Here is a 14532-nt window from a genome sequence, read left to right on the forward strand (position 1 = left end):
CTAATCATTCCCTTAATCTCGCCTTCATCCATGACAACTAAATGATGTACACTGTATCTTAACATCATTTTGGCTGCTGCTTTAGCGCTAGAATCTACATGAACAACTCGAACATTTGATGATGTCATCACATCATCAATAGTAGTATTGTCAGCCACGACTTTGTTTAAATCTGTTGCAGTAACAATACCTTTAATAGTGACCTCAACTTTTAATTTATCATTGGTGTAGGAAATAATTGGAATAGCGTGAATCCCTTTGTCTTTCATAAGTTCTCTAATGTCTTGAACGCTATCTTCTCCAATTGCTGTTGTTACTGGAGCAGACATAAAATCTTTTACTTGTATTCTCATAGACTAGTTTTTTTGTTAAATTAGATACTATTTCAATTAATTGCTGTTCTATAAAAGTAAGACTATAAATTGATTTAAGATATGACAAAAATCATACTAAGTGATTGAATATTAACAAAAAAGCCACTCAATATGAGTGGCTTTTTTTAAACTAAACTAAAACTAATCTCCACTTAAGTTTTTATTGTATACCCAAATTTCATCCCATCTGTTTGAAAATGTATCATCTAATGTATCAAGAAAAGTATCCCAGGAATTTTCACCATATAGCTTTTCATATGCCTCTTTAAAATTCCTATCTTCATCCATTTCCGCCCAGTTTTTCATAAATCCAACTGTGGCGATGTGTCTACCTAAATCACCTTGTAAAAAAGCATTATAATATAATCCCCAAGGATTTTCGCCATCCATAGATTTAACTGTTTTACTTACTTGTTGAAAAACCTGATCCATAGTATAATCATGATCATCAGAAACTTCAAAATATCTAATATATAATATTGGATACTTGACCTCTGGACCAGTTAACATACTAACATTTGATTTTTTGTCATCTTGCGACCAATACTCTATTGTATGGATTTTTTTGATATATGGCATGATATTGTCTCTCCAATCTGCATCATGACCATCTGCACCTGGTCGACCATCATTGTGTTTAAGCATCATAGAACCCATTTGCCAAATCATTTTACCTGCATTTGGACCAGTTGTTATGTTGTAAACCGTAGCTTTGTAAGGGCCTTCCTTGTGATACGTTTCGTTATGCTTCCGCATATTTTCGCCTAATGTTTTTAATTGTGTGTAATCTGGTGTAAACATCATGCTTTGCCACATGTTATAGTCTTCAGATTCTTGAGCATTTACAGAAGTAGATAATGTAAATACTAGTGCAAGCATCATTATTGATGCAATAGTTGTTTTAAACATAATAAATTGTTTTTGTTGGTTAGTGTTGCTCTTACTATAAGAGCTTAAATGATTAACAGCATATAATAAATGAGGTCTCTACTTACATTTAAGATAAAGATCAGATTTGAAGACATCTAAATGTAATATAGAACTAACACATTGCCAACCGACTTAGGACGAAAGCAATCAAATACTGTGCGAAAGTGGCTTTATGTTTATCGAAGAATTAAAAAAAACTATAAGTTGAAATATGACACTCCTTTAAACTTTATATCTACGTTTATCAAGATATACCTGTAAGAATTGAAGCATTTATACATGTACTTAATTTTGAATTACGACTTAATGCAAAAAATACCGTATTTTTAACTAAAAAAAAGCGCTTTAGGTTTCAACCAAAGGCATTGAAAAAAGACTATTATTTATAAATGAAAAGAAAAATCATAAAATTGCAAAGTCAAGTAAATATGGAAACAATTTACGGAAACTTTGACATCGCTACTTTTACAAGTTCTACTAAAGATTTAATGCCACATATTGCCCTGTTTACCGATAGAAAAAAATGGAGCCAGGACTTACCTGTTAGAATTCATTCAGAATGTATGACTGGAGACCTTTTTGGTTCTAAACGCTGCGAATGTGGTGAGCAACTTCAGCAGTCTTTGAAATTCATTCAAGAACATTCAGGTATTTTGATTTATCTAAGACAAGAAGGCAGAGGAATTGGTATCATTAACAAACTAAAAGCTTATTGCTTACAAGATGAAGGTTACAATACAGCAGAAGCTAATAAAATTCTCGGTTTTGAAGAAGACCAAAGACAATACAATGATGCTGTAAATATTCTAGAATATTTTAAGGTAGAACGTATACGACTTCTTACTAATAATCCTGATAAATTAAGTTTTTTTGATGATAAAAAAATTGATGTTGTAGAGAGAATTCCTATTGAGTTAAAACCCAATGAGACAAACTATAATTATTTAAAAACAAAAAAGGATCATTTTGGTCATTTCCTAACAAAACTATGAACATAAATAATATACTTTGGCAAAACATATTGGATTTAAAAAACAAATCTGCTACCGAAAATTGTTTAGGTTGGGCTTTTAATGGAACATCATTTTCAGAATTATTAAACGAAACTGAAATCAATGACAACTACATTGCCTTGTTATTAAAATCAAGTAAATTAACAAAAATCAACACTAAATTATCTACCCATGAACAAAAAAGTATACCGTTTGATGGACTAGATTTCTTTACTAATTCTAAGATTTCAAATGACATTTTAAACATTCTACAAAATTATTGGCCGTTAAGTGTTTTGCCTCATCTCAATACAGAAATACCACACGTATTTATTCATTCTGCAATATCACTGGATGGATATTTAGCTACTAGCTCTGGGCATTCTCACTGGATTGGCAACGATGAAAATTTAATGCATGCGCACAGACTTCGTGCGCTTTCAGATGCAGTTTTAGTTGGAAGTAAAACTGTTTTAAATGACAAGCCATCATTAAATGTGAGGCTTACTGAAGGTCATAATCCCAAAAGACTAATTCTTTCAAATAAGTGTGAAGATTTATCGTCACTAAAAAAAATCGAAAACTGTAAGACCTATTTACTTAGAGATTCAGATTATAAATATGATGACTGTACAAATCATTTTGACAAAATAATAGCTTTTAGTGGTGCATCTAAAAAAGAAAAAATGTTAAACCTGCTTCATAAATGTAAGCAAGACAATATTACTTCGATTTTAGTTGAAGGTGGTGGCAAAACATTAAGCTCATTTATTGAAACCAAACTAGCAAATACCATACAATTTCATATGTCACCAATGCTTTTTGGTAGTGGTATTAAAGCAGTGACTTTACCTAAAGCAAACCTGATAGATGAAACCCTTAAGTTAAAAGACATGCAAGTCACTCCAATTGGAAATTCGTTTATGGTAACAGCAGGATTGCTATGATTAAATCACTTTGGCATACATCATCACTTACTGAAATCAGACCAAATAGGTCTCCTCATATTGAATCTAATCAAATTAGGGTTGAAAGCAAATACTCTATGATTAGCCTTGGTACTGAATCTTTAATTCTTAATAAAAATGTCCCTAAAGCGATTGAGGATTACATGACTATCCCATATATGGATGGTAACTTTGATCTGCCAATTAAATACGGTTATGCATTATCTGGTATTTTAAATACTGGAGAAAAAGTTCATCTTATGCATCCACATCAAGATAATTGTATTGTTGATAAGACTTCTATTTTTAAAGCATGTCAAGAACTGCCTCTTAAACGCATACCACTAATTAGTAACATGGAAACAGTGATTAATGCGATTTGGGACAGTGATCTAAATCAAGATCATACTATTGTAATTTCTGGTTTTGGTAATATTGGGTCTCTTCTAGCAGTCACATTAAAACACCATTTTAATATAAAGTCAAAAATTATAGAAACCAATGAATGGCGGAAACGAAAAGCTCAAGAGTTAGGGTTTGAATTGTTTTCAGAAACATCAGGTTTCGATATTGCTTTTAATACTGCAGCTAATGAAAACGCACTTCAATTTTGTATTGATAATGCTAATGAAGAAGGAAAAATCATAGATCTAAGTTGGCATGGCAACTCAAAAACCATTTTGGATTTAGGCGGAAATTTTCATAAGAACAGACTGCATTTAATCGCAAGTCAGGTTTCAAAAATCCCTATTTCTAAACGAAAAGAATATGATTATTTCAAACGAAAAGTTTTAGCAGTAGACATTCTAAAAAACAACATCTTTGACCAATTAATAACGACAATTATTCCGTTTGAAGGTGCACCAGAATTCTTCAATTCAGTTCGCAACAATAAAGTGCCAAATGGACTTATTTATCTCATAAAATATTAAATATATGTATACAGTAAAAGTTAGAAATTCTATAATGATTGCACATTCACTACCAAATCCTTTTTTTGGTCCAGCACAGCACATGCATGGTGCTACTTATGTTGTAGATGTTACGTTTTCTTCCGAAAAATTAGATCCGCATAATGTTGTTATTGATATTGGAAAAGCTAAAGATATTACAAGCGATGTACTAAGTCATTTAAACTATAAAAACTTAGATGAATTACCACAATTCATAAACAAACTCACTACTACTGAGTTCATGGCTAAATATATACACGATAAAATAAAAGAACAAGTTGTTGCTTTTTTTGAAGGAACAATTAGTGTTTGCCTTGGTGAAACACACGATGCTTGGGCAAGCTATTCTGGAAGTTAATTTATGAGCAATTCTTTGCTAAATAAACATATTGAAACATGGAGCATTTACAATGCTTTCATATTAGTTATTGCATCAATTTTTGCTTTGGCTAATAAGGAATTAAATATCTTACTAGTAGTGTTTTCGTTATCTGTTATAGTCTTAATTTCTATAAACCGAAAACAACTTTTAACATCAAAACCCTTATTTGGTATTGCAAATACAATAACATTAATAAGGATTATTATCATTGTATCCAGTTTTATTCTTCTAGATTTTAATGATACAAACGTACTTTTTTATTATCTGTGTGCTGCAGTTGCATTAGATTTCTTTGACGGAAGAGCTGCACGATATTTTAATGAATCTTCTTTCTTTGGTCATTATTTTGACATGGAAGTTGATGCTTTTTTTGTACTAGTCATGTGTTTCTTTTTTTATCTACATGGCGATATTTCGTGGTGGATTTTAATTCCAGGCTTATTAAGATATGTTTTTAGATTGTACACCTTTTGTTTTCCGAAGCCCAACGTTAAAGAAGAAAAAAAAACATATGCAACAGTTATAGCTGCGAGTTATTTCATAGTCCTTCTAATCGGACTCATAACTCACGGCACCTTACAATTTTTAATTTTATTATTAGGTTCTCTTGCTATTGTAATATCTTTTTTAATTGGAATTATTCAATATCACAAACAATGAGATCTATTAAATGAAACTTCAATTTATAAATAAGATAGCACTAGATGTGATTTCTGGAGGAAACATATATAACAAGACAGTTATTGATGGCTTAATACGAAAAGATGTTTCTATTGATTATAATACTTCACCTTCAAGAAAAAACTATGACCTGAGTATCATTGATAGTTTATGTATGAATAAAATCAATCTAAATCATCTAGATACAAACAAGCCTATAATTGCATTGATACATCAGTTGCCAATTTTGAATTCAACTGCTTTAGATTTTTATAAGAACCATTCTAAATTTATTGTCACTGGTGAACCTTCAAAAGAAATGCTCATTAATGCTTGGAATGTACATGAAGACAAAATCACTATTATTAGACCTGGAGTACCTGAACAATGGAAACCTAAAACAACATTTAATAACAAACCGAAGCGCATTTTGATTGTTTCAAATTTTATTGAAAACAAAGGTTTTGAAATGCTTATTAAACTTTTAGAACGTTTAAATCATTTGAATATTGAATTTGATATTATTGGAAATAATCAATTAGATAAAATTTACGCTAATGCTATTATTAAATCTATCAATCTAACTAATGCAAATGTTTCATTTTATTATAATCTTAATAGAGATGAGATTTATAAACGATTTATAAACTCAGACATCTTTTTAAGTCTTTCAAAATCTGAATCTTTTGGAATGGCAATTTTTGAAGCATTAAGTTTAGGTTTGCCATCTATAGCTTATAAAACAGGTGACTATACATATTTTAATAATCACTTAAATTATATGAGGATAGACAACTATTCTGAATACAGTTTTTCAGAAATCATTAAAGAATGGATTAATAACCCTATAACTTACAAAAGATATTGCGATATTAAATCGCGTAAAAAAAGACATTGGAATCAAGTAGTTGATGAATTTTCATTATGTCTAAAAAACACTATGATATGCTAGAAGCAGTTACCATAACTAGTATTGTTTTATTTTATATATCTCTTTTTGTGGAGTTATACTTCTATAGTATTCCAAGTATCGTATCTACAAAAAAAATACTCAAACCAGATCAATCGATTACAGATTATTTTTCAGAACACATCAAGAGCATTTTAAACTGGTCGCTTCCATTAAAAGTATTGGTATTTGTAGTTCCTATGATATTTATTTATGTCCTTCATCTTTTACCTGCTTATGCATTATATGATTTACTTTTCTTTGATATTCAAATACAAAATTCATATTCAACGTACATTATAGGAATAGGTTTGGTCGTTTTTGGAAGAATTATCAGTCACTTATATTTATTGAGTATAAAAAAAATAAAAACACAATCCTTTACAGGTTTTGTTACAAGTGGATTATTTAAATTTAGTAGAAATCCGGGTTTACTAGGCTTATATATATCCTTTTTAGGCTTTTATGTAATTCAACCTTCTACATTATTTTTAATATGTTATCTCATTTATATCATTCATATGCATTTTAAAATTATAATGGAAGAAAATTATTTAACCAATACACATGGTGAAGATTATAAAGAATACCTACAAAAAACAAGACGCTATTTATGAGCAAACAATTAGATAATCAAGAACAAATAACACAGTGGTTTAACAATACCTACACTAAAAGAGGATTTTGGTATTTAAGACCTATAAAAGCATATTACATTTATTTAGAACTTTTAGAGGCAAAAGCTGATCAAAAATTACTTGATATTGCTTGTGGATTAGGGAGATTACTAGAAGCGTCACAAGATTATAAAGTTGAACCATATGGGATTGATATTTCAGATGTAGCAATTTCAAAAGCCAAAGAACGGTTTCCAGATTTTAATCTTCAGGTAGCCAATGCAGAACGCTTACCTTTTGACGACAACACTTTTGACCTCATTACATGCATCGGTTCATTAGAACGCATGGTAAATACTGATGACGCATTAAAAGAAATGTACCGAGTTGGAAACAAACAGAGTAAGTATTGCTTTTTAGTTAGAAATTCTGAAACAACAAGCTGGCAATTTTTTAAGACCTTCCTTGGTATGAAAAACGAAAAAGGTCATCAAGATGCAAAAAATCTAAAAGAATGGACATCAATTTTTAAAACTGCTGGTTTTGATGTTATCGATGTATATCCTGATCAATACCCACTCATGAAAAAAGCGAGACGTAAGTATCTGTGGCTAAAAAAAGTAAATTACAAGGAAGTTATCAAATCTCATGAACCTATTGAAAAAGCAAACGAATTTTTATTCATATTAAAAAAGCATGACTGAAAGAGCCATTCAAAATATATACAATAAGCTTTTAAATTGGGAAGGAAAGAATGCTTCGCAACCCTATCCGATTCATAAAAAATTAAATGCAGACGATTTTGGTTATGCTGACATCTATGAATGGATTGCTAACACATACAAACTTGATGCAAACAAAAACGTTTTGGACGCAGGATGTGGTGTCGGATATGGTTCATTGTATTTAGCAAAGCACTATAATTGTGAGGTAACAGGTATAAGTTTGAGTGATGCTGAAGTTGAAAAAGCCAATATATTTGCAAAAAATGAACCTAGCTTAAACAAGGTTAATTTTAAGCTTCAATCGTTTGATAATCTTGAACCAAACTGTTATGATTTTATTATGGCAATAGAATCTGTGAAGCATACTTTAAATATTGATAAAACTATTCATTCGCTAAAAAACGCACTCAAACCAGAAGGAATTTTGATTATAGTAGATGATTTTTTAGTCCATGAAAATCACAATGCTTTAATCATTAAATACTCAAAAGATTGGGCTCTTAAAGTCATTTTGAAACGCAACCAGTTCTCTTCAGATTTCATAATAAAGAAAGACCTTACTTCTTTCGTTTTAACGAAAAATCAATTATCACTTTCCCTAGGAATATTGATTTTAACCCTTTTAAAACCTTTAATTAAAGTGGCCTCAATTATGAGAGGAGGTTTATATTTAGAAAAGTTATTTAAACATAATAGCATGAAATACTATGTATTAGAATTTAAAAAATCTAAAGTATGAGTGCTTTGACCATATTTATTTTAAGCTTTTTAGGAATTAACTTTATTGTATTTATTCCATATTGGTTAATTGGTCTTTTTTCAAAAATTGACCAACCAAAAACATCATTTTTTAAGGATTCTCCTTATTTCATTCTAAAAAAAATACTGTATCAAAGATATACAGATGATTGCTTTAGGCTAATTCTAGAATTACAAATACTCACACTTGTTTTACTAATGATAAACATAGAATACGTTTTATATATAAAGATCATATTCATGATTCTTATTTTACTATCATTTGTATACATCGCTTATATTTCAACGATTATTAAGGTTTTTAAAAAGGAACCTATGTTAATCAATGATGTAGATTTTGCTAAAACAGGTCTTATGGTCTATAAGAAAAAGATTCCACTAGCTATTATTGCTTTGGTGTTTTGTATTGCTTTGGTTCTTTATATAAGTAATCATTTGGTTGATGTTCTTATAAATTCTTCAGCTGAAATAAATCAAAAATGGCCTTTAATCACACTTTTATTTCTAAGTATTTTGATATCCTTCTATGCCGTTAAAAAAGTGAGTTATAATATGTATCACAGTTGCGTGAGTTTTTCTTTGATAAATCATGTTAAGCTTAATTTAAAGAAATGTTCAACACTAAAAAAATCTTTAAAAACACTTAAAAACGACTTTCCATATGATTACGTTAAGACCATCAAACTGAAAAAAAAGCCTAATATCATTTTTATGTTTTTAGAGTCTTATGGTAGTTTTGCGTTTTCTGAACCAGAACACAATAGAGAATTTAGACAGAAACTTGACGACATTTATAAATCTTTACAAACAAATGACTACCATGTTGCGAGTACTCTTAGTGAATCTCCCGTTTCCTCTGGTGGGTCTTGGTTAAGTCACTCTAGTATTTTATTTGGAACAAAAGTAAGAGACATTGCTGCACATGAAGTTATTTTTAGTCATACAGACTATGTGTCTAATCTTGAATCTTTACCAAAGTATTTTGAAACACATGGATATAATACAGCTATGACAACGACATTATCTTATGATCAAAATGAAGTTGACTGGCAAAAAGTGACAAACGCTTATCCTTTTGAAAAATTAATGCTTTATAATGATTTCAACTATAAAGGTAAGACGGTTCCAATATTTGGGGACAGATTTACAATACCAGATGAATACACTCTCAACTTTGCTTATCAATCACTTGTTGACAAATCCCCTTTCTTGTTGTCTGTGAGTACAATAAATTCACATTACAATTATATTTCACCTATTGCACCTTTAAATCATTGGGGAGATTATAACTCTACTGATTTCTCTCTTACAGATGGGCTCAAAAAAAACAATATCAAAAATTATTTTACTGCTATTAATTATCAAATAGATTACATCCATAATTTTTTACTAAATAATAAGTTAGATGATACTATTACTGTGTTAATTGGAGATCATCAACCACCATTTATAACACCTTCAGCAATTGATAAAGCAACACCAATACACATCATAACTAAAAACAACGATTTTGTAAAAGCATTTAAAAGATTTAATTTTTCTGAAGGTTTAGTCCCTAGCCAACAAACGCAAAAACACGAATCTTTCTTTTCAAAATTTCTTTATGCCTTAAATGATGCCTATGGTGTAGATAAAAATTTAGAACTCCCTATTTTTGAGGACGGCATTCATTTATATTAGCATATGAATTTCATTAAAACAAAAAATCCACTTAAATCTACACTACTCTTTGGTGTGTTTTCTGCATTACGTTCAGGGATTTCATTGTTGCTTCTACCTATATTCCTTAATTACTTAAGTCCTGAAGATTATGGCATTGTTTCAATTGTAATCATATACTCTACTATAGTCGCAGTAGTTGGATCCTTAGGACTTAGGAGTGCATTGTATACATTTTATTTTGATTATGATAATACAGACAAGCTAAAGGAGTATCTGAGCAACCTGTTTTCAGTACATCTGATTTCATTTTTTTTAATTGTATGTATACATCTACTTATTGGTGATACCATCTATGAATTACTATTTAGTTCTAATCAATTGTCGTTTTACAATTATGGACTTATTGCATTATTATCGGTATTTTTTGACACGCTTAATAGTTTATACTTTATATTCTTAAAAAATGAAGTTAACCTTAAAGTCTATTTTAGATATACTCTAGGTATAATTATATTGACTGCTTTTTTTCAAATCATATTAATAACACAATATGATTTAAAAGCTACTGGTTTACTTCTTGGCGCATTAATACCAAACTTTATAATATTCGTCCTAATTTCCTTTTCAAACAGTTATTTGTTTCAATTTAAGTTTAAAAAATCAGTGCTCTATCCGTCACTAAATTACAGTTTAAAACTACTTCCTTTTTTGTTGTTTTTTGCTTTTGAAAATCAAATAGGCAAATATTTAATTGAGTTAAACCTTGGGTTAAAAGATGTTGGACTATACACTTTATTGATAAAAATATTCGGGATACTTGCTATTTCGGTAAACGCTTTAGACGATGGAATTAGGCCCTTTTTATATCGAGATTTAAATGAGGGAAAATCGACAATAAACAAATATTTCAACCTCTATTGTGGCTTCGGAATTATGGTTCTTGTGATCATAAACACCATAGGATTTAATTTAGAGTACATTATAAAAAACGCTGAGTATTTAGTGATACAAGAGTACTTCTTTCTTGGCTCAATTGTATTCTTATTAATTATTCCTGTTAGATTTTATGGACTAATGCTGGTGTATTATAAAGAATCTCTAAAGCTTTCCGCAGTAACATTTGTCAAAGTGATATTGATGGTATTACTTATGATATACCTCATCCCAAAATATGAGATCTATGGAGCGCTTTATGCATTGCTTATTTCATACGTCATCAACATTGTTATATATGTATTTTTCCTTTTCAAAAAAGTAAATTTAATTCCGAAATTAAAAACATTCATTTTTACTATCTTATTTATTTTTGGAACTTATTGCATTTACAATCAAGAATTAATTATAAACAAACTCTTCTTCACTACTATTTATGTTTCAATAACGATCTTCTTATTTGCAGTATTTTATATTAAGGATGGAAAAACACTAGTGAAGCCTGAATAAGTGTTATTTATTCGTTTTCTTTTTACTCTTCTTCAAGAATGAAAAAATTCCTTTTTTCTTTTTCTTCTTATCATTTGAATCAGAATCAAACTCACGTTCTTTTTTATCTTTCGAAAATAGTCGTTTAAGAAACCCGTCGCGTTGTTCTGGTTCACAATCTAAAGCAGCTATTACATCATCGGAAGGTGTTTCAAACTTAGCTTTTGTTATTGTATTAAATTTAGAATCTGTGTTCAATTCTTTAAGAAACAAAGCGACTATTGGTAGTGCAGAGTTTGCACCTTGACCAATTGTTGTATTACTAAAGCCAATGCGATGATCGTCATTCCCTACCCAAGACAGCATCACTAAATTTGGACTTAATCCCACAAACCAACCGTCTTTATTGTTTTGAGTAGTTCCTGTTTTTCCAGCTAAATCATTTTTTAATCCATAAGTACTTCGTATGCGTTTCGCAGAACCAGAATTGATGGTTGCTTTCATCATCTCAATCATAGATTGTCTAGTCGCTTCAGAAAAGGCTTCAGTTCCTATATATCTATCTGATTGCTCATAAATAACATTTCCTAATTTGTCTTCAATTTTAGTAATATAAAATGGTTTTGAAACGTGACCTTCATTTGCAAATGATGTATAAGCTTCAGCTAATTCTAACATTGACAATTCTGCTGTTCCTAAAGCTAACGATGGTACTTTTGGTAATTTTGATTGAATTCCCATACGCTGAGCTTGCTCAATAACAGCATCAATACCAACGTCTTCAAGAACTTTTACTGCTATCGTATTTACAGATTCACTCAGTGCTTTTTGAAACGAATAATTTAGATGTCTATCAACTTCTTCTTTACCTCCATTTGTTGGTGTCCAACCTTTTTGGTTCGTATAAGTGACTTCTTTTATTGGATAATAAGTACAAGCATCCATACCTTTTTCTAATGCAGTAGTATACACTATAGGCTTGAATGTTGAACCTACTTGTCGTTTAGAATCAGATACATGATCAAATTTAAAACGTTCGAAATTAATGCCACCTACATAAGCTTTAATTGCACCATTATTAGGGCTTACAGCAACAAATCCAGAATTCAAAAACTTCATCATGTGTTGTAAACTATCAACAACTGAAGCATCTATTAACAGATCTCCTTCCCATGAAAATAAGCTCATTTTTGTTTTTATATTCAATGAATCTAGTATCGCTTTTTCACTCCATTTCTTTTGTTTTAGTCGCTTATAAATTGCTAAATCTTTAATTCGCTTCTCAATTAATTTTTTGTTAGAAAGCCAAGGCGCATTTTTACCATAAGAATTTTCAAATTGACTTTGCAACGATGCCATATGCTTTTGCATCGCTTTTTCAGCATAACGCTGCATATCAATATCTAAAGTGGTGTGGATTTTAAGTCCATCTTTATATAAATTGTAGGTTTTGTCATTGGCTAAAGCCAAGCTATCTAAAATGATTTTTAAGTCTTGTCTTACCTGTTCTCTGAAATAGGATGCTGTTCCTACATTATGATTGAACTTCCTATAATTTACGATTAGAGGTTGTTCACTGGTTTCAGTTCTTAAATCAGTTGTGATGTAATTATATTTTTCCATTTGCTGTAAAACGACATCACGTCTAAACTGACTACGTTCTGGAAACAATCTCGGATTGTAACTATGTGGTGCTTTTAAAGTTCCTATCAATGTCGCAGATTCTGACAAACTAAGGTCTTCAGCTGATTTACTAAAAAATCGCTGTGAAGCACTTTCTATTCCGAAAACATTCTCACTAAATGGCACTGTATTTAAATACATAGCAATGATGTCTTCCTTTGAATACAGTTCTTCAAAACGCTTAGCAAGAATCATTTCCTTTGTCTTATTGACTGGCATTGAAAACCAACCATGACGTGCTCTTCCGTAGATATTTTTCGCGAGTTGTTGACTAATTGTACTTCCGCCTCCAGAGGAATTATTCTGTAATAAAATTGATTTAAAAAGCACACGAAACAAACTCTTATAGTCAACACCACTATGCTCATAAAACCTCACATCCTCTGTTGCGACTAACGCATTGATCATATGTTTTGGAAGTATATCATAGTTTACTATTTGTCTGTCGAAAATAAAATACTTCCCTAAAAGCTCTTGATTAGTATCTAATAACAAACTTGCTTCAGCTTGTTTAATGTTGGAAATATCTTCTTTTGTAGGTAACTTTCCCCAAAACCCAAAATATACTGAACACCAAAAACAAAATATTAAAACCACACCACTTAGGCACAGTTTAAATAGCAATCTCAACCAAGTTCTTTTTGACTTAATACTCATATTTTAAATTTAGATACGTTTTATATACGTACGAAAAACCTTATTCGATGTTTTAGGTATGATAATATTAAATTGTGTAATTTTCCACTATGAAAAAAACAGCATCAGAAGCTATAAACTATAGACGTTCTACTCGAATTTATAAAGATGAGCCCATTGATAATGAAAAGGTAAAACGGTGTCTAATAAATGCATCTTTAGCACCAACGAGCAGTAATCTTCAACTTTGGGAGTTTTATCACGTAACTTCAAGTGATATTTTAGAAAAACTATCTGTAGCATGTTTTAATCAAAATGCAGCTAAAACTGCGCAACAGATGGTAGTGGTGGTAACTCGAAAAGATTTATGGAGAAAACGTGCTCAAGCCAATATTGAATTTTTAGATAAAGCCTTTGACAAACCTGATTTAGAACCAAGACTACAAAAAAGAAAAAAACAAGCTACAGATTATTACAAAAAATTGATTCCAACCATCTACTCTGATGTCTTTGGCTTACTAGGATTCGTTAAGTATTGGATATTTCAAATTATTGGATTATTCAGACCAATATATAGACAAACTAGACTAAGTGATATGCGCATTGTTGCACATAAAAGTGCTGGATTAGCCGCACAAAATTTTATGATAAGCATGGCAGCAATTGGTTATGATACATGTCCGATGGAAGGCAGTGACACACTTAGAGTTAAACAGATTTTAAAGCTACCAAGAGGTGCAGAAATCAATATGATTATTGGCTGCGGAATACGAGATGACAAAGGTATTTATGGTCCTCGTTTTCGTGTGCCTTTTGAAAATGTCTATTTTGAGAGATAATT

General features: G+C 30.5%; 15 protein-coding genes. 12 read left to right on the top strand and 3 right to left on the bottom strand.

Translation table 11 applies throughout. The features are described 5' to 3' along the window. Both AB8B90_RS08125 and AB8B90_RS08130 read right to left on the bottom strand, forming a co-directional pair. Nucleotides 1-353 (bottom strand): cyclic nucleotide-binding/CBS domain-containing protein (locus tag AB8B90_RS08125; protein ID WP_405335509.1); only part of this gene is annotated, 353 nt, incomplete at its 3' end. 162 nt (nt 354-515) lie between these two features. Further along, nucleotides 516-1283 (bottom strand): hypothetical protein, encoded by a 768-nt coding sequence (locus AB8B90_RS08130; protein WP_405335511.1) that lies wholly within the window; start codon nt 1281-1283, stop codon nt 516-518. Between the two features lie 410 nt (nt 1284-1693). On the opposite strand from AB8B90_RS08130, the gene ribA reads away from it, so the two are divergent. The 11 genes from ribA to AB8B90_RS08185 are packed head-to-tail and all read left to right on the top strand — an operon-like array spanning nt 1694 to nt 11393. Beyond that, a complete protein-coding gene (ribA, locus tag AB8B90_RS08135) occupies nt 1694-2296 on the top strand; it encodes a GTP cyclohydrolase II (protein ID WP_405335513.1) in 603 nt (200 codons plus the stop codon). Further along, nucleotides 2293-3243: a RibD family protein gene (locus tag AB8B90_RS08140; RefSeq protein ID WP_405335515.1), complete on the top strand. Its 951-nt coding sequence runs from the start codon at nt 2293-2295 to the stop codon at nt 3241-3243. Before ribA ends, AB8B90_RS08140 begins: the two co-directional genes overlap by 4 nt. Beyond that, nucleotides 3240-4175, top strand: coding sequence for a hypothetical protein (locus AB8B90_RS08145; RefSeq protein ID WP_405335517.1), 936 nt, complete (start codon nt 3240-3242; stop codon nt 4173-4175). The genes AB8B90_RS08140 and AB8B90_RS08145 overlap by 4 nt, the downstream gene beginning before the upstream one ends. 4 nt (nt 4176-4179) lie before the next feature. Next, the gene (locus AB8B90_RS08150) at nt 4180-4554 is read left to right on the top strand and encodes a 6-pyruvoyl trahydropterin synthase family protein (protein WP_405335518.1); all 375 of its coding nucleotides are present in this window, start codon (nt 4180-4182) and stop codon (nt 4552-4554) included. A gap of 3 nt (nt 4555-4557) precedes the next feature. Further along, a complete protein-coding gene (locus AB8B90_RS08155; protein ID WP_405335520.1) occupies nt 4558-5238 on the top strand; it encodes a CDP-alcohol phosphatidyltransferase family protein in 681 nt (226 codons plus the stop codon). Between the two features lie 10 nt (nt 5239-5248). Next, nucleotides 5249-6190, top strand: a complete 942-nt coding sequence (locus tag AB8B90_RS08160) for a glycosyltransferase (RefSeq protein ID WP_405335522.1) — start codon at nt 5249-5251, stop codon at nt 6188-6190. Further along, nucleotides 6184-6804 carry a methyltransferase family protein gene (locus AB8B90_RS08165; protein ID WP_405335524.1) on the top strand — a complete coding sequence of 207 codons (621 nt, stop codon included), beginning with the start codon at nt 6184-6186 and terminating at the stop codon, nt 6802-6804. The genes AB8B90_RS08160 and AB8B90_RS08165 overlap by 7 nt, the downstream gene beginning before the upstream one ends. Next, on the top strand, nt 6801-7508 hold the full coding sequence (locus AB8B90_RS08170; protein ID WP_405335526.1) for a class I SAM-dependent methyltransferase: 708 nt from the start codon (nt 6801-6803) through the stop codon (nt 7506-7508). Before AB8B90_RS08165 ends, AB8B90_RS08170 begins: the two co-directional genes overlap by 4 nt. After that, nucleotides 7501-8268: an SAM-dependent methyltransferase gene (locus AB8B90_RS08175; protein WP_405335528.1), complete on the top strand. Its 768-nt coding sequence runs from the start codon at nt 7501-7503 to the stop codon at nt 8266-8268. The genes AB8B90_RS08170 and AB8B90_RS08175 overlap by 8 nt, the downstream gene beginning before the upstream one ends. Further along, nucleotides 8265-9968 (top strand): hypothetical protein, encoded by a 1704-nt coding sequence (locus tag AB8B90_RS08180; protein WP_405335530.1) that lies wholly within the window; start codon nt 8265-8267, stop codon nt 9966-9968. Before AB8B90_RS08175 ends, AB8B90_RS08180 begins: the two co-directional genes overlap by 4 nt. Before the next feature lie 3 nt (nt 9969-9971). Then, entirely contained in the window at nt 9972-11393 is a 1422-nt protein-coding gene (locus AB8B90_RS08185; protein ID WP_405335532.1) for an oligosaccharide flippase family protein, read from the top strand. Nucleotides 11394-11396: 3 nt separating this feature from the next. Here the strand turns inward: AB8B90_RS08185 and AB8B90_RS08190 are convergent, their stop codons facing one another. Further along, nucleotides 11397-13712 (bottom strand): transglycosylase domain-containing protein, encoded by a 2316-nt coding sequence (locus AB8B90_RS08190; protein ID WP_405335534.1) that lies wholly within the window; start codon nt 13710-13712, stop codon nt 11397-11399. An 89-nt stretch (nt 13713-13801) separates the two neighbouring features. On the opposite strand from AB8B90_RS08190, the gene AB8B90_RS08195 reads away from it, so the two are divergent. Then, entirely contained in the window at nt 13802-14530 is a 729-nt protein-coding gene (locus tag AB8B90_RS08195) for a nitroreductase family protein (RefSeq protein WP_405335536.1), read from the top strand. The last annotated feature ends 2 nt before the right edge of the window (nt 14531-14532 follow it).

Origin of the sequence: Psychroserpens sp. (assembly GCF_045105015.1) — a bacterium.
GTDB lineage: Bacteria > Bacteroidota > Bacteroidia > Flavobacteriales > Flavobacteriaceae > Psychroserpens.